Below are 21,700 nucleotides of genomic sequence, written 5' to 3'. Positions count from 1 at the left end.
CTCGTTCTGGATGGCCAGCGTGGTGGCCAAGCTGGCGCACAGTGAGAACCGGGTGCTGCTGCGGCTGCCGTTCATCCTCACCTTTGCCGGCACCACCTGGCTGATGTGGAAGCTCACGGCGCGGCTGTACGGCGAGCGCGCAGGGATGTTCGCCGCGCTGCTGCTCAATCTGGCGCCGGTATACAGCCTCAGCACCGGCGGGTGGATCCTGCCCGACGGCCCGCTGGACTGCGCCATGGTGGCGGCCGCGTTGGCGCTCACGCACGTGCTGCTCGAGCCGAACCCCAGGCACGCCATGCGCTGGTGGCTCCTCGCGGGCCTGGCCACCGGGATCGCGCTGCTGTCCAAGTATCACGGTGTGTTCCTGCTGCTGGGCGCGACGGCGTTCGTGATCACGCGGAGGGAGGCGCGCGCGTGGCTCAAGCGGCCCGAGCCGTACGTGGCGGCGATCGTCGCGCTGGCATTCTTCGCGCCGGTGGTGCTCTGGAACGCGCAGCACGGCTGGGTGTCGTTCCGGTTCCAGGGTGGGCGCGCGATCCCCACCCACGGCAACCATCTCACGTCGCTGCTGCAGAACCTGGCGGGGCAGGCGGGATACCTGCTGCCGTGGATCTGGGTGCCCCTGGTATATCAGGCGTATCGCGCGCTGCGCGCCGGGCCGCGCGACGCGGCGCGCTGGCTGCTGCTCTGTCTGGGCGCCGGCCCCGTGGTGGCGTTCACGCTCATCTCGCTGGGCGGGAATCCGGGATTGCCGCACTGGCCGGCGCCTGGGTACCTGCTGCTGCTGCCGCTGGTGGGCGACGCCGCGGCGCGGCGCGAATTGCGGGGCTCGCGCGAGCGCGTGCAGCTGCGGCGCGGGCTGGTGGCGGCCGCGGTCGCGTTCGTCGCGCTCACCGCGATCGCGGCGAGCGACGTGGCCACGGGGTGGATGGCGCGCGCCGAGCCGGCGTGGTTCACGCGCGGCGACCCGTCGCTCGAAGCATACGACTGGAGCGACCTCCGCCCCGAGCTGGCGGCGCGCGGACTGCTCGGGGACGCCCGGCCGGTGGTGGCGGGCACGCACTGGATCGAGGCGGCCAAGATCGGCTATGCGATGGGGCCCGACGTGCCGGTGCTCTGTCTGAGCGGCGACCCGCGGCACTTCTACTATCTGAATCCGCCGGCCCGGTTCATCGGGCGCGATGTGCTGATTCTGGTGCGCGTGCCGGCGGGCGGGCTCACGTGGAACGTCCGCCAGCAGTACGCCCCGTACTTTGCCGCGGTGGATTCGGCGGGCACGGTGCCCATCCGGCGCTGGGGGCGCGTGGCGTTCACGGTGGCGGTGTACCGGGCCACGCGGATGCGCGCGCCGTATCCCGCGCCGCTGCCGCCCTGACCGGCAGGCGCCTCGACAGGACGGCGGCCACGGGTGAGATTCCGCAACGAAATCCTCTCGCCCCTTTGCTCATGCCTCGTTCTCTCGCGCGCTCGCGTTCCGCGCTGGGCTCCGCGCTCCTCGCCGTCTCGCTGCTGGTCGCGCCCGCGCTGGCGCAGAACCCCAAGCCGCCGCCCCGCGCCCCGGGCGCGCCGCCCGCCGTGGCCGAGCCCGTGTTCGACACCGCGACGACGACGATCCCGTGGTTCCCGCTGGGTGACTCGCCGCTCGCGCTCCGCGGCGACGCGCGGCCCGGCGTGTTCGCGTCGGCGGTGGGCCGGCGCGCGATCGCCATGGGCACCGAGGACGGCCAACTCGAGATGTGGTCGTGGCCCATCAAGTGGCTGCACGACTTTCACCTGTCGTTCCGCGTGCCCAAGTACACGCAGCCGATCGACGGGCGCGACGTGGCGCGGTGGATGGAGGAGCGCCCCGAAGGGATCACGATCACCTACGCGTACGAGCAGTTCACCGTGCGCGAGCACGTGTTCGTGCCGCTCGACAAACCCGCCGTGGTCATCCTGCTCGAGGTGGACGCCATCCGTCCGCTGGACATCATCGCCCAGTTCACGCCCGACATTCACTATGCCTGGCCGGCGGGGCTGGGCGGGCAGTATCTGATCTGGGAGCAGAACGCGCGCGCGTTCCTGTTCTCCGAAGGCAAGCGGCGGATCAACGCCTTTCTCGGGTCGCCGGCCGTGACGCAGGCGTCCGACGTGCCGGCGCACATGCTCGCCGCCGCGCCGCCGGAACTGGTACTCGGCGTGGGCGGCGCCGCCGACCGGTACACGGCGCCGCGGCTGGGCGAGCCGCCGGGCCACGACGTGAACCTGCACGTGGCGTACATCCCCATCGTGCTGGCCGGCGGCGAGATGCCGCACGACTCGGCGCTCGCGCTCTATCGGGAGCTGATCGCCCCGGGGGCCGCGGAGCGCGAGTGGAAGCGCCGCGTGGCGCACGAGGATTCCATTCGCACCACGATGTTCGCCCTGCGCTCGCCGGATACGCTGCTGAACAAGGCCGTGGAGTACGCCAAGGTGAATCTCGATGAGGCGTACGTCTGCAATCCCGACCTCGGCTGCGGCCTCGTGGCGGGCTACGGGCTGTCGGGCGGGGCCAGCGACCGGCCCGGATTCGGGTGGTTCTTTGGCGGCGACGCGGCCATCAACTCCTTTGCCATGGACGGCGTGGGCGAAGCGCCGCTCGTGCGGCAGGGGGCGCTGCGCTTCTTCTCCCGGTACCAACGCGCCGACGGCAAGATCACGCACGAGATCTCGCAGGGCGCCGGGCACGTGGACTGGTTCAGCTACCCGTATCCGTACTATCACGGCGACACCACGCCGTTCTGGATCCTGGCCTTTGGCGAGTACTGGCGGCAGACGGGCGACACGGCGCTCGTCCGCGAGCTGTGGCCCAACCTCAAGCGCGCATACGAGTGGTCGCGCAAGACCGACACCAACGGCGACGGGCTGATGGAGAACCCCGCCGCCGGCGCGGGCGCCCTGGAGGTGGGCGATCTGCAGATCGGCATCCTCTCCGACGTGTACATGAGCGGCGTGTGGGTGGCGTCGCTGGATCGGTTCGCGCGCATGGCCCAGGCCATGGGCGAGCCCGCGTTGGCCGACAGCGCGCAGGCCATCCGCGCGAGGGCCATCCGCACCATGGAATCGGCGCTCTGGCTGCCCAAGCTGCGGCAGTACGCGTTCGCGCTGCTGCAGGACGGCACGGTGAACGCGAATCTCACGGCATGGCCGGCCACGGCGATGGCGTTCGGCGTGTTCAACGCCGCGCGCGGGGCCGACATGGCCGCGCGCCTCGCGTCGTCGAGCATCATGACCGATTGGGGGGCGCGTCCGCTCAGCGCGACGAGCGCGCTGTTCGACCCGCTGCACTACAACAACGGCGCCGTGTGGCCGTTCGTGACGGGGTTCGTGTCGCTGGCCGAGTATCGGTATCACAACGCGCCGGCCGGGCTGTTCGCGCTCGACGCGATCGCGCGCACCACGTTCGCCGAATCGCGGGGGCGCAATCCCGAAGTGATCTCGGGGCGGTTGTACAAACCGCTCGACACGGCGGTGCCGCAGCAGTTCTTCGCCACGTCCATGGTGCTGACGCCACTCATCCGCGGGCTGCTCGGCATCGACGTGGACGTACCGGCGGGGCGGGTGACGCTGGCGCCGCACCTGCCGCCGGATTGGGATTCGGTGGCGGTGGACCACGTGCCCGTGGGACGGAGCACGCTGTCCTTCGTGGTGCGGCGCGCCCGCGGGCGCATCACGCTGTCGGTGCGCCGGAGTGGAGATCGCACGCCGGTGGAGCTGATCTTCTCGCCGGCGCTGCCGCTGGGGGCGCGCGCCGCGGGCGCCGGCGTGACCGTGGACGAGACGCTCGGCGACGTGCACGCGACCGTGCGCGCCTCGCTGGTGGATTCGGCAACGCTGGGCGTGTCGTACAGCGGCGGATGGAGCATCGTGCCGCCGGAGATGCCGCCCACGATCGGCGATCGCTCCAGGGCCCCCCGCGTGTTGAGCGAGCGGCTGTCGGACGCGGGGGCCAACTACGTGGTGTCGCTGGAGGGACTCGCCGGGCGCACGTACGCGTTCCGCGTGATGGCGCCCGGCGTGACGGCGGCGCGCACGCTCGCGGCGTCGGCCAGCACGGGAGCAACGGTCACGGCGGCGGGTGGGGCGGGCGCGGAGCGAGTGGTCGAGGTGACGTTCCCGATGGCGGGCGCCGATGCCGACGGTTACACGGCGGCGGTGGTGACGATGAGCGGACGGCGGCCGTAGCGAAGCGCGACGGCTATCGCTGGGACGCCACCAGCGCCGTCAACTGATCGAACGACTCCACCACGAAGTCCGCCGCCGCCACCACGAGCGCGCGGCGCGCGAACCCCACGTACGCCGCGAACGCCTCGGCCACGCCGCCGCGCTTCATCTCGACGTCGGTGCTGCCGTCGCCCACGGCGAGGATCGGCCGCGGCAGCGCCAGCGCGCGGAGCACCGTGGGCTTGCCGGTCTGCGTCACGAGCGGTGATTCGCGGTCGAACCCCACGTACTCGCCCCGCGCGTTCCACTGCGCCCGCACCGCGTGCACGTCGGCGTCGGCGAATCCCAGGTCGAGGCAGAACGGGCGCACCGCCGCGTCCAGCCCACCGCTCACGGCCACGAGCCGCACCCCCGCCCCGCGCAGCGCGCCGATCGCGGACCGCGCGTCGGGCGCCACGGCGTCGCGATACGCCTCGCCCAGCGCGCGCACCTCGTCGTGTGTGGGCGCGATGCGCTCCAGCCGCGCGGCGTACGCCTGCTCGATGGGCAACGCGCCGGCCATCACCTGGTCCGTGAGGCGGTGCACGAACTCCGCGGTCGCCGGCCCGCGCCGGTCGGCCAGCCAGTTCACGCCCTCGATGCCGGTGAGCGTGGAGTCGACGTCGAACACCACCGAGGCGAATCGTGGAAGGGGCGCGGTCACAGGATGTTGCCCGGCGCGAAGAGCCCCGTGGGATCGAGTTCGTGCTTGATGGCGCGCATCACGCCCATCTGCATCGCCGACAGCTGCAGGGGCAGCCAGCGCGTCTTGAGCTTGCCGATCCCATGCTCGGCCGACACGGTGCCGCCCATCGCGATCACCTCGCGCAGGGTGCGCTCGACCACGGCTTCCATGGCCCGCACCTCGTCGGGATTGCGGGCCACGAAGTTCTGGTGCGGATGCCCGTTGCCCAGATGTCCGTACACGATGCCCGGCGCGATGCCGGCCTCGCCCGCGTGACGGCGCGCCATGGCCACGGCCCGCGCCGCAAGCCGATACGGCACGGCCCAGTCGGTGGACACGCGGCGCCCGCCGGCGGCGAGATACGGCGCCACGCGCTCGTGCATCGTGGCCGGCACCGCGTGCCGCAGCCGCCGGGCTTCGCGGATGGCGGCGTCCCCGTCGAACACGCGCACGTCGGCGGCGTTGGCGCCGAATGCCTCGGCGAGCGCGAGCCACGCGTCGAGCGGTGGCTCGCCGCCGTCGGTGGTCTCCTCGGTGTACACCATGGCTCCGGCCTGCGGCGCCCACGACGGCGCGTCGGCGTCGCCGCGCGCGATGGCGAACGATGCCACGTCGAAGTACTCCAGGCACCGGGGCCGCACCGTGGGCGACTCGCGGGCCGCGACGACGAACGCCAGGGCGCGTTCCTCGTCGGGCAGCGGGATGGCGAGCCCGATGTCACGCGCCGGCCGCTCCAGCAGCGCCAGTTCGGCGGCCACGACGATGCCGAGCGTCCCCTCGCTCCCCACGAACCAGTCCACCGGATCCTGCACCGGCACGAGTCCGGCGGTGTTCTTCTCCACCAGCGGACGTCGCACCTCGACCGTGGCGCCGTCGGCCGTCACCACGGTGAGCGCGCGCACATGGGCGCGCGTGGGACCGTAGCGCAGCGTGCGCGGTCCCGACGCATTGCAGGCCACGGCGCCGCCCACGGTGCACTCCTGATCGCTGGTGGGATCGGGCGCGAAGAACAGTCCGTGCGGCGCGAGCGCGCGCTGCAGGTCGCCGAGCAAAACGCCGGGCTCCACGCGCACGGTGCGCGCGCTCTCGTCCAGGTCGAGCACGCGCGCCATGGCGCGCGTGGAGAGCAGGATACCGCGGTCGGTAATCGACGCGCCCGTGGTGCTGGTCTGCGCGCCCGCCGCCGTGACGCACATCCGCTCGCCCGCGGCGCGGCGCACCGTCTCCGCCACTTCCGCGGCGCTCGTGGGGCGCGCCACGGCCTCCGGTACGCGCCGGAGTCCCGAGGCATCGCGCGCGTACGCTTCGCGAACGGACCGGTCGTGCTCGAGTCCGCTCGCGGTCATGCGGTCACGCGTCCCCGCCAAATCGCACCAGGGTGGCCGAGTGCACGTCGGGGAGCGCGAGCAGGGCGTGGCGCACCTCGTCGCTCACCGCGCCGTCGATCGAGACCACGGCCAGCGCCTCGGCGCCCTGGGCCAGCCGCGCCTGGTGATACTCGGCGATGTTCACGCCGGCGTTGCCGAGGGCGGTGCCCACGTGGCCGATGACGCCGGGCACGTCGCGGTTGGAGAGCACGAGGAGCGTGCCGCGCGGCGCCACGTCCACGTGGAAGTCGCCGATGCGGGTGAGCCGCGGCGGCGCGTCGAGCGCGGCCACGCCGCCCACGCGGATGTCCTGGCCGTCGGCGGCCAGGCGCACCTCGACGGCCCGCGCGTGCGGCGGCACGCCGGCCTCGGCATAGACGAGTTCGATGCCGCGCGACTGCGCCACGGCGCGGGCGTTGATGATGTTCAGCCGCTCGCGTTCGACCACGCCTTCGAGGGCGCCCAGCGCCGCGGCGGCCAGCAGCGGCCCGCGGCCCGGCGCCAGCTCGGCGCCCAGCCGCACCGTGACCGACGCGATGGCCCGGGCCCCCCGGTCGGCGAGCAGCGCGCGCGCCACCGCCGCCACCCGGCGCACGAGCAGCATGGCCGGTTGCAGCGCCTGCCAGTCGCCCCCCGCCTCGGCCACGTTGAGCGAGCGTGAATATTCGTTGTTGAGCAGCGCGTCGCGCACGGCGGCGCAGACGTCCACCGCCACGTTGCGCTGCGCCTCGGCGGTGCTGGCGCCGATGTGCGGCGTGAGCAGGATGTGGGGGGCGTGCAGGAGCGGGTGGTCGCCCTTGAGCGGCTCCTTGACGTAGGCATCCACCGTGGCGCCGCGCAGATGGCCGGCGTGGAGGGCGGCGGCCAGCGCCGTCTCGTCCACGATGCCGCCGCGCGCGAGATTGGCCACCACGGCGCCGGGCTTGAGGCGCGCGATCTGCCCGGGCCCGATCATGCCGCGCGTCTCGTCGGTGAGGGGCGTATGCACCGTGAGCACGTCGCAGGCGTCGAGCAGCGCGTCGAGCGTGGCGCAACGCCGCACGTGCAGGCTGTCGAAGCGCTCCCCGGCGATGTACGGGTCGTAGCCCACCACCGTCATGCCGAACGCGCGCGCCCGCGCGGCCACCTCGCCGCCGATGCGTCCCACGCCCACGATGCCGAGTGTCTTGCCCTTGATCTCGGTGCCGAGCAGTTGGGCGCGCTCCCAGCGTCCCTCGCGCGTGGACTGGTCGGCGCGCGGCACGTGGCGCAGCAGCCCGATGAGCGACGCGAAGAACAGCTCGGCAACGGCCACCGTGTTCCCGGCCGGTGCGTTGATGACGGCCACGCCGAGCGCGGTGGCGGTGTCGAGGGCCACGTTGTCCACGCCCACGCCGGCGCGCCCCACCACGCGTAGTCGCCGGCCGGCGCGGAGCAGCGGCTCGGAGATGCGGGTGGCGCTGCGGCCGATGATCGCGTCGTACTCGCCGATGCGCGCCAGCAACTCCGGCTCGGGGAGCGTGGGCATCACGTCCACCTGGAGCTCAGGGGCCGCGCGGAGGAGCGCGATCCCTTCGGGGTCGACTTCGTCAGTGACGAGAATACGAAACGGCATCGCCTTGATCGGGGTGATGCTGAACAATACTACGGAACTGGGGCGGGTGGACTCGAACCACCAACTTCCTGATTAACAGTCAGGCGGTCTGCCAATTGACCTACGCCCCATCGATGCGACGACTGTACCCAAAAAAAGCGCCCGCCGGAGAGAGATCTGGCGGGCGCTTGCGAACGATGAACAGTGCGCGCGCGCTACCCAGACCCCGGATTGGAGGCCCGATTGGGGCAATTATTGGAATTGCTGAAGGCGCGCGACACGGGCATTGGAATCGGTGTTGGTGAATGTGTGGGACGGGAGGATACGACGGATGCGGATGGGTGTCAAGCGGACGAATGTCGGCGGCGCCTACCGGCCGTCGGGGATGACCTCCACCTGCAGCCCGCTGGCGCGGCTCGGCGTGTGGTATACGCGTTCCGTGGCCTTCACGAAGTCGCTCGCCTTGGCGTCGTAGATGTTCGGCACGTAGCGCTGCGGGTTGCGATCGAACGCCGGGAACCAGGAGCTCTGCACCTGGATCATGATCCGGTGTCCCTTCTTGAACGTGTGGAGCACGTCCTGCAGGCGGAACTGCACCTGTGTGGCGCGGCCGGGCACGAACGGCTCGGGCTTGTCGAACCCATCGCGATAGCGGCCGCGCATGATCTCGCCGCGCACGAGCTGCTGGTAGCCGGCGTAATGCACCGTGGTGTCGGGGCGGTACGGGCTGTCGGGCTCGCCCATCGGATAGACGTCGATCAGCTTGACCACGTAGTCGGCGTCGGTGCCGGACGTGCTGACGAACAGGCGCGCCGTCATCTCGCCGCCGAGCGTGACGTCCTGGGCGAGGCTGTCGGTCTCGAACGTGAGCACGTCGCGGCGGTTGTCGAAGCACCGCTGGTCGTCGCTCATGTACTGGTACATGGTGAGCCCCTGAATGGTGGGGATGCGGCAGCGGCTCGGCACCGGCTGCGCGGGATCACTCACGTACTCGTCGTAGGCGCCGCCGCCCTTGGGCGGATCGAACGACAGCTTGCCGTCGGCCTGGAAGTAGAGTTCGCGGTTGACGGCCGTTTTCGCGGGCCAGGAGTCGTACGAGCGCCAGGCCTTGTCGCCGGTATCGAAGATGAGCGCGTTGGGGAGGCCCACCGGACCCTGGCCGCGATCCTTCAGGAAATGATGAAAGAACTTCGCTTCGACGTCGCGCTGGAATCTGGTCTCGAGGGAATCGCCGAAGTAGATGTCGCCGTGCACCGTATGCACGACATCGGTGCGCGACCACCCGCCGTGGCGGAACGGGCCCTCGACGATGGCGTTGAAGTTCCTGGGATCGTGGGCCTGGATGGTCTTGTAGACGGTGAGCGGCCCGTAGAGGTCCTCGGCGTCGAACCATCCACCCACGGTGAGCATCGCGGGCATGTGCCCGTTGAGATACGGAGCCAGGGCGCGCGCCTTCCAGAACGCGTCGTAGTCCGGATGGTGGATGATTTCCTGCCAGAAGAAGTTGTTCTTGTAGTAGCGGTTGGTGGTGGTGGAGAGCGGTCCCAGTCCGAGCTGGAAGTCGTAGTCGTCGGGCAGCCCCTGTTTCACCATGCTCGGGGCCCACCAGGCGTCGGTGGTGGGCGCGGGATGCTGGATGCCGAACAGCGGGTAGGTATAGAAGTACGCCTGCGTGAGGGCGCCGTTGTGGTGGAAATCTTCGAAGTAGAAGTTGGTGACCGGCGCCTGCGGCGACGCGGCGACGAGCGCCGGATGTCCCGACAGCGCGCCCATCGTCGTGTAGAAGCCGGGATACGAGATGCCCCACTGGCCCACGAGGCCGTTGTTGTCGGCGACATGCTGGAGCAGCCAGTCGATCGTGTCGTAGGTGTCCGATGCTTCGTCCACCTTGGTGTGGTCGCGGGCCTTGATCGAATCGGGGATGAAGGGGCGCACGTTCACGAACGTGCCCTCGGACATGTACCGGCCGCGCACGTCCTGATACACGAAGATGTACTTGTCGCGCATCATGAAGGGATCGGGGCCGAGCCGGGCGGGATAGTCGTCCGGGCCATAGGGCGCCACGGAGTAGCAGGTGCGCTCCATGACCATCGGATAGGTGTGCGTGGGCGAGGCATCCTTGGGGACGTATACGATCGTGAATAGGTTCACGCCGTCGCGCATCGGGATGCGGTATTCGAATTTGGTGTAGTTGGCGCGAATGAAATCCGCGTCGGACTGCTGGGCGGAGGCGGTAGCGGTGGCGGCGCACAGGAGGGCCAGGCACACCGCGCCGGCGAGCGGGCGGAGGAGTCGCATGGCGGGAACATGGCGGGCGGCGCGGCAGGCCCGCCAGGGGGAGGGGCGGCGGGGACCGGCGGGGGCCGAGTGGGGCATATCGCGCAGAAATCATCTGTTCTTCCGCCATGGGGCCCCATGCGGGAAAGCGACCAGTTTTGCGCAATAGGGATTTTCCGGGAACCTATCAGGGGTTCTGCGCTAGGCTGCCCGAGGGAGCATCGATACCTTGAGGCATACGTATTGGCCAGTTCATATCAGGACTGTGCCGGAATCGAAGCACCGCGCGATTGCCGTTGCGACGCGCGAGCGCTCCATCGCCGGCGGGAGGAGAAGATGGGCGCCGTTGCCATGATCGTCGTACTCGCGGGGATGGCTATCCCCATCACGCTGTTGCTGGCCACGCTGCTGTTCGATCTCGCCGTGGTCGGATGGGCGCTCTACCGGATGTGGCGCGATCGCTGGCGCCAGCATCTCGGTCACACGGTCGGGCGGTACGTCACCGGACCGATCACCCACGCGGCCGGCGCGGGCCGGAGCCCGAGTATTCGCAAAGCGTGATCGAGGGAACGTCCACCAACGCAGAACGGGGCCGCGCATCGCGCGGCCCCGTTCTGCATCTGCCCTCCTCGCGGGCTACTTCTTGGGGTTGAGGATGTCGCCGATGGTGTGATCCGCGCCCTGCAGGTGCCAGAGCGTCTCGCGATCCACCGTCTGGGGAATGGCCTTCCGGATGTCGGCCTGCAGCGCGGCCAGTTCGCCGCGCAACTCCGACTTGGCGTCGTCGGACAACGGTTCGGCGCCGAAGCCGGCAAACCCGCCGCGCCCGCCGCCCGCCGCCGCTTCGACCGGCGGGTTGAGCTTGCGGCCGATCAGCGTGAGATAATTGTTCTGCAGCGTGCGCCGGTAGATGTCGATCACGGGATGCGCCGCGGAGAGTTCGCTCCAGATGCCGCGACGCACGTCGTCGAGGAAGTTCGGGAGCGGATAGGCATCGGCCGGTTGCTTGGCCAGCGCCTGCATCTCCAGCAGCCGGTTCATCCGTCCGTCGTTGAGCAGCGACGTGAGCACCCGGTTCTGCGCGTTGCCGATGCGGGCCACCATGCCTTCGGGCTCGATGCGGGCGGCGATGTCCGGGCGGATCAGATACTGCGGGGTCTTGAACACGCTGTCGTTCAGGAAGTGCACCGCCGCCGCCTGCTTGGCGCGCGGAAGCGCCACGTACACCGGGCCGGGCTGGCTGCCCGACTTGTACCAGACGGTGCCGCCCCCGATCACGTTGGTGGTGTGCGCCGCCTCCGTGGTCCACTGGCCCACCACGCGGTCGTACAGGTTCTGGAGCAACGTGTTGTCGTCCATGGGACGCGTGCCGGCGCTGGCCACGTAGTTCATCACGCGGGCGATGTTCCGGAATCCGAGACCGGTGGCCCAGGTGGGATCGGCATCGGCCACGGCTTCACTCTGCGTGCCGAACTGCCCGAACTCGTTGTTCACGGAGAAGCGCAGCCAGGGGACCGTGTCCTGCACGGCGATCCACTTCTCGAGCGTCGGCCGCTCCTCCTGCGGCGTGGTGGCGCCGGGGATGGGGCGATAGCCCCAGCCGATCGTGTACTTGTCCCAGGGGCCGATGCGCGGCACGAGCGTCCAGAGTGGGATGTGATCCTCGGGCTGCGCCACGTAGTTGAACCGCGAATAGTCCATGATGCTCGGGCTCGAGCCCATCTTCTCCACCCACGTCGGGCTCCGTACGCTGTCGGGCGGATACTCGGAGCTGCCGACCTGGTCGTGCTGCAGGCCGATCGTGTGGCCGATCTCGTGGGCGACGCCGAATTCGAGCAGCCGTCCCATCAGCGAGTCGGGCATCGGGATCTGGCGGGCGCGGGGATCGACCTGCGCCGCCTGGGAGAAGTACCAGTACTGCATGAGCTCGATCAGGTTGTGGAAGATGCGCGGCGAGCCATTGAGGATCTCGCCGGTGCGCGGATCGCTCACGTGCGGCCCCACCGAATTCTCGATCGTGGACGGCAGCCACCGGATCACGGTGTGGCGGATGTCCTCCATGGACCAGCTCGGATCGTTGGCGGGCGGATCCTTGGCGATGATCGCGTCCTTGAACCCGGCGGCCTCGAACGCGGGCTGCCAGCTCTCGATCGCCTTCTTGATCCACGGCTTCCATTTGTCGGGCGTGCCCGGATCCACGTAGTAGACGATCGGCTGCTTGGGATAGCAGAGATTGCCATCCATCCGATCGGAGCACTCCAGCCGCCACCGCGTGATGAACGCGCGGGGCACGGCCACCTGCTGCGGGCTGCCAAAGTCCACCGTGCGCGTGGTGAAGAATCCCATGCGCTGGTCGGCATACCGCACCGGCATCGGATCGTCGGGCAGCTTGATCATGCTCCAGTGGGCGAGCACGCTCTGCGCCATCTGGGCGCCGCCACGGCCGCCCGCCGGCGCCGCGCCGCGCCCGCCCGCGGGCGCGGGCACGCCGGTCTGCGCCGCCTGGATCTCGACGTTGTCGGGGAACGCCACCACGCGCTCGACGTACGAGCGGGTGGCGTCGATCGTGCCGCGGATGGCGGCGATCTCCGGGATGCTCGTCGTGAACAGCCGCGTCACGTCGATCACGGGAGCGCTGTCCGGCCCCCAGGTCTCGATCGGGAACATCGCGATGATCGGCGCGAAGTTGGACGACTCCACCGACCGGTACACCGACTGGGTGCTGTCGGCCGTGATGTTGAACGAGGGCGAGCGCAGCACGATGTGGTCGCCCACGCGGTCCCAGCGCAGCGTGCGTTCCATGAATTCATCGCCGCCGTAGTCGCCGAACCCGCCGCCGCCGGCGCCGGCGCGACCCTGCGGCTCGGGCGCGGCCGCGCGGGCAAAGCGGCCGACGATGAGCAGGTCCTTGTCCAGTTGGTGCGTCGGAATTTCAAAGAACAGCTTGTCGCCCACGCGATGCGTGATGAACAGGCCGCGCTCCGTCTTGGCTTCGGCGGTGATCACGCGCCGGTAGGGCAGGGGCGCCGCGGCTTGCGGCGCGCCGCCGCGCCCGCCGCGCCCACCGAAGGCCGGGCCCGAGGTTTCCGCGGCGGCCGCTGCCGGTGCCGGGGTTGGTGTTGGCGGGGCGGCGGCGGGCGTCGAGGACGAGGCGCAGCCCGCCAGGCAGGCCGCTGCGATGAGGCTTGCGAGTCGATGTGACATGGGCAGGGGAGGTTGGACGCTGAGGCTGACGGCGGGCGACCGGGGAGGACCGCGCGCCGAGGGATCGACGCAAACATGGAGGGCGTACCAGGGGCCCGACAGGTCGGGTGCGAAAAGGGCCCGAACCGGGTACCCTACGGCGGGGAGGCGCGGCCGCGCCGCCGGCCGCCTCCGTCGCATTCACCCCGCGCCCCTGGCATGCTCGCGCTTCTCGCCGCCGCCCAGTTCGCCATTGCCCAGCCCTCGACGCCGGTGCCCACGCATCCGGCGGCCGCGCCCACGTATTCGTCGCCCGCGGTGCGCGATCTGGTCACGCGGGCGGCCGCCGCCAACCGGCAGCCGCCGCCGTCGCTGCGCGGCTATCGCGCCCGCGTCGAATCGGAGTTCGCCCTGGTCAGCCACGACACGCTGGGCCGCGAGTTGAGTTCGCAGGTGGAGCAGCTGGACGCCGACGCGTCGTGGATGCGTGACGGCGAGTACGACCTGCACGTGGAAGGGTATCGCACGCAGAGTCTGGGGGCGCCGTTCTCGATGCTCTCGGTGGTCCGCGCCTGGACGGTGCCCACGCTCTACGGCGACCGGCTGTCGCTCGGCGCCGATCCGGTGCGCGCCGCGGGCGGCCGGCCCGACACGATGGTGGCCGTGCATCCGCTGGCCGCCGACCGCGACCGGTTCTATCGATTCTCCGGCGGCGACACGGTGACCGTGCTGCACACGCCCACGAGGGCGATTCCCGTGGTGCGCATCATCGTGCAGCCGATGCCGGAAGACAGCACGCGGCTCGTGCTGTTCGACGGCGAGCTCTATCTGGACGCGACGCGCGGCGAGATCGTGCGGATGCGCGGGCGGATGGTGGTCGAGGGCACGCCGCACGGGGGACGGCCGCTCTGGGCCCGGTTGTCCGGCGTGGTGGGCGTGGCGTTCGTGGAATTCGTGAACGAGGAGGTGGACGGCAGGTACTGGCTGCCGGCGTTCCAGCGCACCGAGTTGGAGGCGAACGTCCCCGTGCTCGGCGCCGGCCGCGCCGTGTTCCGCCTGCTGTCGCACTTCCGCGACTACGCCGTGGACGACAGCGGCGCCGCCGTCGCGGCCGGCGGACGGGGATCGCCGGAGCGGCTGGTGCGCCGCGTCACGTGGGCGCCGTCCGACAGCCTCGACAGCTATCACGGATGGGCGCGGCAACTGGGCGTGGCGACGGCGAGCGTGAACGCGGCCGACTTCAACGACCTGGCGCCCGATGCCTGGCGCAGGGCGGGACCGCCGCGACTGGACCTGGTGCCGCGCCGGCCGAGCGACATCGTGCGGTACAATCGCGTGGAGGGGCTGTACACCGGCGTGGCCACGACGCTGCGCTTCCGCAGCCTCGCGCCCGGTCTCACGGCGCAGGCGTTCGGCGGTTGGGCGTGGACGGAGCGGACGCCGCGCGGCGGCGCCGGCCTGGCGCTCTCGCGCCCGCCGTGGATCACCGGCGTGCGGGCCGAGCGCATGCTGGCGTCGACCAACGATTTTGGCGGCGAGTCGGCGGCCGGCAATCCCGATCTCAGCGCGGCGTTCGGTTCGGTGGACAACGCCGACTACGTGGACCGCCGGCGCGCGCTGCTGTCGGCCACGCGCGTGTTCGGCTCCGCCGACCGCGCGCTGGTCACGCTGCAGTTGGGTGCCGGCGACGATCGCAGCGAGCGCACGCGGCTCGTGCATGGGGCCTTCGGCGGCGGCGCGCCGTTCCGCCCCAATCGCAACTCGCTCGACGGGGGCTACGGGCTGGTGACGGCGGACGCCACGCTGCATCCGGACGTGGGGCCGGGGTCGGTGAAGGCGGGCGTGGGGGCTTCGCTGCACTACGAGGCGGCGTCGGGCGGACTCGCCTGGCAGCGCGCCGTGCTGTCGCTGGCGACGCGCCAGTACTGGGGGCCGGTCACGCTCACGGCCAGCGCGGCGGGCGGCGTGGTGGCGGCCCGGGTCCTGCCGCCGCAGCAACTGTTCGAGCTGGGTGGCATGGGCACGGTGTCCGGGTACTCGTACAAGCAATTCGCGGGCGACCGCGCGATGCTGTTCGGGAGTTTCGCGTCGTACGGATTCCCGATCTGGCGCACGCCGCATCGCGTGTGGCGCGCGTATTCCATTCCGGGGCTCGCGCCCGGGATCGCGATCGGGGCCGAGGGCGGATGGGCCGGCATCTCGTCCGCCGCGGCGCGCACGGCAGTGGATGCGCTGGGCGCGGGATGGAGCGCGACGCCCGTGTCGGAGGCCACCGGGGGCGTGCGGGCGAGCGTGGGCATAGGGCTCACGTTTTTCTCGGACGCGTTCCACGTGGGGCTGGCGCGCCCCGTGGACCATGCCGCGCCCTGGCGCGCGGTGGCCGGGTTCGGGCGCGCGTTCTAGCTTACCCGCATGATGCTCACCTCACGCCTTGCCGGCTCGAGGACCGCGGCCGGCCGGTTCACGCTCGCGCTGGCCGCCGTGCTCACGGCGGTGGGTGCCGCGAGCGCCGCCGCCCAGATTCCCGCACCCGTCGATTCGGCGCTGCACACCCTCTTCGCCTCGGGCACGTACGCCAGCGACCGCTTCGGTCCGGCGCGCTGGGCCGACGGCGGGAACAGCTACCTCACGCTCGAACCGTCGCCCGACGCGGGCGGCTACGATCTGGTCGAGTACGACGCCGCGACCGGGGCGCGCACGGTGAAGGTGCCGGCGCGGGAGCTCGTGCCCGCGGGGCGCCGCGAGCCGCTCATCCCGCAGGACTATTCCTTCTCGGCCGACGGCAAGCGACTGCTCATCTTCACGAACACGCGGCGCGTGTGGCGGGAGAACACCCGCGGCGACTACTGGGTGCTCGACCTCGGCACGCACGCGCTGCACCAGGTGGGCGGCGCCAAGGTGCCGGAGTCGCGATTGATGTTCGCCAAGTTCTCGCCCGACGGCTCGCGGGTGGCGTACGTGCTGTACGGCGACCTGTACGTGCAGCCGTCCGATGGCGGCCCGATCACGCGCCTCACGCGCGATGCGTCGCACACGCTCGTCAATGGGATGAGCGACTGGGTGTACGAGGAGGAGTTCAGCCTGCGAGACGGCTTCCGCTGGTCGCCCGACGGCCGCGACATCGCGTTCTGGCAGTTCGACATGGCCGGCATTCGCGACTTCCTGCTCCTCGACGAGACCGACTCGCTGTATCCGTTCACGGTGCCCGTGCAGTATCCCAAAGCCGGAACCACCAACTCGGCGGTGCGGGTGGGCGTGGTGCCGGCCGCGGGCGGCAAGGTCACGTGGGTGCGCCTCGCGGGGAATCCGCGCGACAACTACATCCCGTGGATGGAGTGGGCGGGCTCCGATCAGGTGATGTTGCAGTACATGAATCGCGCCCAGAACCGCGATCAGGTGATCCTCGCCGACGCCCGCACCGGCGCGCCGCATCCGGTGTTCACGGAGACGGACAGCGCCTGGGTGGACCTCGTGGACGACGTGCCGTGGATGAACGGCGGCCGGTCGTTCCTCTGGGTGAGCGAGCGCGACGGGTGGCGGCACGTGTACGACGTCTCGCGCGACGGACGCGTGGTGCGGCTGCTCACGCCCGGCGCGTACGACGTGGAGCGCGTGGCCGCGGTGGACCAGGCTGACGGGTGGCTGTACGTGATCGCGTCGCCGGAGAACGCCACGCAGCGCTACCTGTACCGGGTGTCGCTCAGGGATCCCGGGCCGCCGCAGCGCGTGACGCCGGCCGGCGAGCCGGGCACGCACGCGTACGACTTCTCGCCCAACGCGCACTGGGCGTTCCACGTCTATTCGACGTTCGACACGCCGCCGGTGACCGACCTCGTGCGGTTCCCGCGGTACGCCACGGTGCGCACGCTCGTGGCCAACGACCGGTTGCGCGCCGCCGCCGCCCGGGCCATCCGCCACCCGGCGGAGTTCTTCCAGGTGACGGTGAGCGACGGCGCGACGCTGGATGGCTACATGATCCGCCCCAGCGACTTCGACCCGTCCAAGCACTACCCGATCCTCGTGAACGTGTACGGGGAGCCGGCCGCGCAGACGGTGCTCGACCGGTGGAGCGGGAGCGGCATGCTCTGGCACCAGATGCTGGCCGACCAGGGCTACCTCGTGGTGAGCTTCGACAATCGCGGCACGCCGGCCCCCAAGGGCCGGGCCTGGCGCAAGGTGATCTACGGGTCCATCGGACCGCTCTCCAGCCGCGAGCAGGCCGATGCGGTGCGCGCCTTCGCGCGGTCGCGACCGTACGCCGACAGCACGCACGTGGCGATCTGGGGATGGAGCGGCGGCGGGTCGAGCACGCTCAACGCCATGTTCCGCTATCCCGACGTGTACAGGCTGGGCATGGCGGTGGCGCCGGTGGCCGACCAGCGGCTGTACGACACCATCTATCAGGAACGCTACATGGGCACGCCCGAGCAGAACCCCGAGGGGTACCGCACGGGATCGCCGATCAACTTCGCCGCGGGACTCGAGGGCAAGCTCCTGATCGTGCACGGCACCGGCGACGACAACGTACACTGGCAGGGGACGGCGCGGCTCATCAACCGCCTCGTCGCGCTCGACAAGCAGTTCGACCTGATGATCTACCCCAACCGCACGCACTGCATCTGCGAGGGGGCGGGCACCACCCTCCAACTGTATTCCACGCTCACGCGATACCTGTTGACCAACATGCCGCCGGCCCGCTAGGCCGGCGGCAGGACTCCCGACGATGTCCGTCCCCCCGCACGCCATCGCGCCAGAGCATCCGTCCGATCTGCGCCGCCGCGTGATCGCGCTGTACGCGGGGCTGCTGGCGGCCAATCTGGGCGCGTGGGGCTGGGCGCTGGTGGCGTTCCGCCACTATCCGCTCCTCCTGGGCACGGCGCTCCTCGCCTACGGGCTGGGGCTGCGGCACGCCATCGACGCCGACCACATCGCGGCCATCGACAACGTCACGCGCAAGCTGATGCACGAGGGCAAGCGCCCGGTGGCGATCGGCCTCTTCTTCTCGCTCGGCCATTCCACGGTCGTCGTGCTCGCCTCGGTGGCCATCGCCGCCACGGCGATGGCGTTGAGCACGCGGGTCGAGTCGTTCCACACCGTGGGCGCGATGATCGGGACGATCGTCTCGGCGGTATTCCTGCTCGTGATCGCGATCATGAACCTGTTCATCCTCGTCGCGATCTACCGCACCTTCCACCGCGTGCGGCGCGGCGGCGCGTACGTGGAGGAGGATCTGAACGCGCTCATGGCCGGCAACGGGTTCCTGGCGCGGATCTTCCGTCCGCTGTTCGCGATGATTCGCGAGAGCTGGCACATGTACCCGCTCGGGCTGCTGTTCGGCCTCGGGTTCGACACCGCCACCGAGATCGGCCTGCTCGGGATCTCGGCCGCCGGGGCCGCCCGGGGGATGTCCATCTGGACCATCCTCGTGTTCCCGATGCTGTTCACCGCCGGGATGTCGCTGGTGGACACCACCGACAGCGTGCTGATGCTGGGGGCCTACGGATGGGCGTTCGCGCGGCCCATGCGCAAGCTCTACTACAACATGACGATCACCTTCGTGTCGGTGATCGTGGCGTTGCTCGTGGGTGGCATCGAGGCGTTGGGCCTGGTGGGCGACAAGTGGCAGCTCCAGGGCTGGTTCTGGCGCGCCGTGGCGCGCCTCAACGGCAACTTCGGGAGCATCGGCTACCTGATCATCGGCGTGTTCGTGGCCAGCTGGATCGCATCGGCGGCGGTGTACCGGCTCAAAGGCTACGACCGGCACGAGGCGCCGACGCTGCTGGAGTAGCGGCAGCGGGCGGCGTGCCGCAGGCCGCGGTCTAGCGCCCGGCAAAGAATTTGCAAACCCGCGCATCGCGGCCGCAGCGAGCGGGCACCCGGCCGGCGTTCGTGTGTACATCATGCGCTTGACAGCCTCGCGGTGTGCGCAGACGCGAGGCGGACCGGCATGCGGTGAGTCCCCCTGCACTCCCAACGTCACGGCCCAACGTGCAGCGCGCGGCGACGCTCAGGCGTCGCGCGCGCGCGGCACGGCCTGCGCATCCAGACCATCGAGCGGAGCTTCTGCTCCGGGAGGCGTACCACCATGTCTGTGTGTCATTCCAAGCACTCCGTGCGCCGGCGGGGCGCGCGGGCGGCGCTCGCGGGGCTCGGTGCCGTCGCGATCGCGATCACGGTCACCGCCCATCCGGCGGGCGCGCAATCCATGGGCGGCGGCGCGCGGCCGTTCGACATCCGCCCCTTCGTGGGGGCCTATATCCCCACCGGCGGGCAGCGCGACCAACTCATCAACGCGGTGATGACGGGCGGCCAGGCCCAGTGGTCGATCTCGCCGCGGTGGTCACTGGTCGGGACCTACGCGTGGTCGCCGTCGGCCGACAAGTCCACGCTGAATCCGACCAACAAGCTCTACACCGGCGACGAACAGCGTCTGGACGTGCGCCAGGAGGACGTGGGCGTGCAGGCGCGGCTGGGCGATCTGAACGGCCCGGCGGCGTCCGACAGCTGGAGCATGCATCCGTTCGTGGGCGCCGGACTGGGCAGCCGTCAGTACAGGTACCGGCATCCGGCGATCGCCGAGACGCTCGTCGGCAAATCGGGCGCCACCGACATGATGGGGTACGCCGGGCTGGGCACGGACGTCGTGCGCAACAACTCGCGGCTGGGGTTCCGCTTCGAGCTGCGCGACTACATGTCGCAGTACAAGGGGCTGTACGATCAACTCGCCACCTCGCAGACGAGAAACGACGTGACGTTCTCGGCGGGGCTCAACTTCGGGTTCTAGTCCACCGGCGGTTCGCAGCGGCCGTCGCCGGGGGCGCCCGGCGGCGGTGCGCCCGGCATCCACATCGCCGCGGCATCGGGTTATCTTCGAGGCGGATCGTGCCATCCGCCCTTCATCCTCGCCGATCGCGCGTGGAGGACATGCCGTGACCCCATGGGTCCGGCGGCTGCTCGCCGCCAACTTCGTGGTTTTCTTCGTGCAGCTCACCGTGCCCTCGGTGACGGACGCGTTCGCCTTCGTCCCGTCGCTGATCCTCGTGCGCCCGTGGACCGTCGTCACGTACATGTTCCTGCACGGCGGCTGGATGCACATCATCTTCAACATGATCGCGCTGTTCTTCTTCGGGCCGCGCGTGGAACAGCGGCTGGGGTCGAACCGGTTCATCTCGCTCTACTTCCTGAGCGGCATCTCGGGCGCGCTGCTGTCGTCGGCGCTCGCGCCGTCGGCGGCGATCATCGGCGCGTCGGCGGCGGTGTTCGGCGTCATGCTGGCGTTCGCGCGCTACTGGCCGCGCGACCTCATCTACATCTGGGGCGTGATCCCCATCCAGGCGCGATGGCTGGTGATCATCGCCACCATGTTCTCGCTGTACAGCGGGCTGCAGGGCTCGCGCGGCGGGGTGGCGGACTTCGCGCACCTGGGCGGCTTCGCCGGCGCGTTCCTGTATCTCTGGTGGCTCGACAAGCGGCGCGGCACCAACCGCTTCCGCGCCCAGGCCGTGCCGCGCGTGCCCACCGCCCGCGTGCTCAACTGGCACAAGGTGGATCCGTCGACCATCCACGAGATCAATCGCGACGAGGTGAACCGGATCCTCGACAAGATCAGCGCGTCGGGCATCGCGAGTCTCACCGTCGACGAGCGCGTGTTCCTGTCGAACTTCGTGCCGCCCGACGACCGGGTGCCCCCAGTGTCGTGACGGCCCGGCCGCGCGGTCAGCGGCTGTACGAGAGGCTCAGCGCCACCGCGCTCAGGCGGTGCACCGCCCGCGCGGTGTCGTATTCATCGTAGAAGAACACCTCGGTCTGGACCGGCGCGCGCGTGCGCAGCCGCAGTCCGTACAGCCACATCGATTTGTTCACCTCGCCGAGGCGGGCGTCGTACGCCCACTCGCGGCCCACCCACGGCGTGACGAACGGAATCGCCGCCCCGCCCACGTCGGCGCGCACCTGATTGATCCACCGCGACGTCCAGGCGGTGTACATGTCGCGCACTTCCGTCTCCTGCAGGTCGCGGGCCGTGAGCCAGTCCGCGAACCGATGGGTGGCCGTGGCTGCGAGCAGCACGCGCTCTTCGGTGCGGCGCGGCCCGGGTCCGGGCACCACCACGTGCTCATATCCCGACGACAGGCGCCACGCGCCCACGGCGTATCCGATGCCGGCGCCCGTCTTCACCTCGTCCAGCGCCTGCCGCTGGTTGTTGCCGTATTCCGTGAGGTGGACGTCGGCGGACCATGGACCGGTCAACGGCACGGAAGCGCGCAGGTAGGACCGCCACTCGGTGAGCGACGGGGCATCCTGCGCCGCGGCGTGGGACGCGGCCAGCACCAGGGCGAGCGCGGCGAGCCGGCGCGCGGGCGCGCCGAACGAAGTGAAGCGGAATGTGGGCAGGGG

General features: G+C 70.6%; 14 protein-coding genes and 1 tRNA gene. 8 read left to right on the top strand and 7 right to left on the bottom strand.

Annotated features, from left to right (window positions below; all coding sequences use genetic code 11):
* Both VNE60_03325 and VNE60_03320 read left to right on the top strand, forming a co-directional pair.
* The coding region (locus VNE60_03325; GenBank protein HVB30539.1) for a glycosyltransferase family 39 protein at window positions 1-1,375 on the top strand (1,375 nt) is incomplete at its 5' end.
* A gap of 71 nt (window positions 1,376-1,446) precedes the next feature.
* The gene (locus VNE60_03320) at window positions 1,447-4,203 is read left to right on the top strand and encodes a GH116 family glycosyl hydrolase (GenBank protein HVB30538.1); all 2,757 of its coding nucleotides are present in this window, start codon (window positions 1,447-1,449) and stop codon (window positions 4,201-4,203) included.
* 13 nt (window positions 4,204-4,216) lie between these two features.
* On the opposite strand, the gene VNE60_03315 is transcribed toward VNE60_03320, so the two are convergent.
* The 5 genes from VNE60_03315 to VNE60_03295 form a co-directional block, all read right to left on the bottom strand.
* Complete coding sequence (locus tag VNE60_03315) at window positions 4,217-4,885, bottom strand: HAD-IB family phosphatase (protein HVB30537.1); 669 nt, start codon at window positions 4,883-4,885, stop codon at window positions 4,217-4,219.
* Window positions 4,882-6,252: an FAD-binding oxidoreductase gene (locus tag VNE60_03310; GenBank protein HVB30536.1), complete on the bottom strand. Its 1,371-nt coding sequence runs from the start codon at window positions 6,250-6,252 to the stop codon at window positions 4,882-4,884. The genes VNE60_03315 and VNE60_03310 overlap by 4 nt, the downstream gene beginning before the upstream one ends.
* Before the next feature lie 4 nt (window positions 6,253-6,256).
* A complete protein-coding gene (gene serA / locus VNE60_03305) occupies window positions 6,257-7,894 on the bottom strand; it encodes a phosphoglycerate dehydrogenase (GenBank protein HVB30535.1) in 1,638 nt (545 codons plus the stop codon).
* Between the two features lie 10 nt (window positions 7,895-7,904).
* A tRNA-Asn gene (locus VNE60_03300) sits at window positions 7,905-7,977 on the bottom strand.
* Window positions 7,978-8,215: 238 nt separating this feature from the next.
* Complete coding sequence (locus VNE60_03295; GenBank protein ID HVB30534.1) at window positions 8,216-10,144, bottom strand: CocE/NonD family hydrolase; 1,929 nt, start codon at window positions 10,142-10,144, stop codon at window positions 8,216-8,218.
* A gap of 315 nt (window positions 10,145-10,459) precedes the next feature.
* Between VNE60_03295 and VNE60_03290 the strand changes: the two genes are divergently transcribed.
* A complete protein-coding gene (locus VNE60_03290; protein ID HVB30533.1) occupies window positions 10,460-10,684 on the top strand; it encodes a hypothetical protein in 225 nt (74 codons plus the stop codon).
* Window positions 10,685-10,759: 75 nt separating this feature from the next.
* Here VNE60_03290 and VNE60_03285 read toward each other — a convergent pair whose 3' ends face one another.
* Entirely contained in the window at window positions 10,760-13,129 is a 2,370-nt protein-coding gene (locus VNE60_03285; protein HVB30532.1) for a zinc-dependent metalloprotease, read from the bottom strand.
* Window positions 13,130-13,525: 396 nt separating this feature from the next.
* Between VNE60_03285 and VNE60_03280 the strand changes: the two genes are divergently transcribed.
* The 5 genes from VNE60_03280 to VNE60_03260 all read left to right on the top strand — a co-directional run bounded on the left by VNE60_03280 (window position 13,526) and on the right by VNE60_03260 (window position 21,006).
* Window positions 13,526-15,709, top strand: coding sequence for a hypothetical protein (locus tag VNE60_03280; protein HVB30531.1), 2,184 nt, complete (start codon window positions 13,526-13,528; stop codon window positions 15,707-15,709).
* Window positions 15,710-15,718: 9 nt separating this feature from the next.
* Window positions 15,719-18,007 carry a S9 family peptidase gene (locus tag VNE60_03275; GenBank protein HVB30530.1) on the top strand — a complete coding sequence of 763 codons (2,289 nt, stop codon included), beginning with the start codon at window positions 15,719-15,721 and terminating at the stop codon, window positions 18,005-18,007.
* Window positions 18,008-18,029: 22 nt separating this feature from the next.
* Complete coding sequence (locus VNE60_03270) at window positions 18,030-19,094, top strand: HoxN/HupN/NixA family nickel/cobalt transporter (protein ID HVB30529.1); 1,065 nt, start codon at window positions 18,030-18,032, stop codon at window positions 19,092-19,094.
* A 297-nt stretch (window positions 19,095-19,391) separates the two neighbouring features.
* Window positions 19,392-20,090: a hypothetical protein gene (locus tag VNE60_03265; GenBank protein ID HVB30528.1), complete on the top strand. Its 699-nt coding sequence runs from the start codon at window positions 19,392-19,394 to the stop codon at window positions 20,088-20,090.
* 145 nt (window positions 20,091-20,235) lie between these two features.
* The gene (locus tag VNE60_03260) at window positions 20,236-21,006 is read left to right on the top strand and encodes a rhomboid family intramembrane serine protease (protein HVB30527.1); all 771 of its coding nucleotides are present in this window, start codon (window positions 20,236-20,238) and stop codon (window positions 21,004-21,006) included.
* Between the two features lie 16 nt (window positions 21,007-21,022).
* Here the strand turns inward: VNE60_03260 and VNE60_03255 are convergent.
* Window positions 21,023-21,700, bottom strand: a 678-nt coding sequence (locus tag VNE60_03255; GenBank protein HVB30526.1) for a hypothetical protein, incomplete at its 5' end; no start/stop codon positions are given.

Source organism: Gemmatimonadaceae bacterium (assembly GCA_035533755.1).
In the GTDB taxonomy this organism is placed as follows: domain Bacteria; phylum Gemmatimonadota; class Gemmatimonadetes; order Gemmatimonadales; family Gemmatimonadaceae; genus JAGWRI01.
This window is presented reverse-complemented; position numbering and strand designations above follow the sequence as displayed.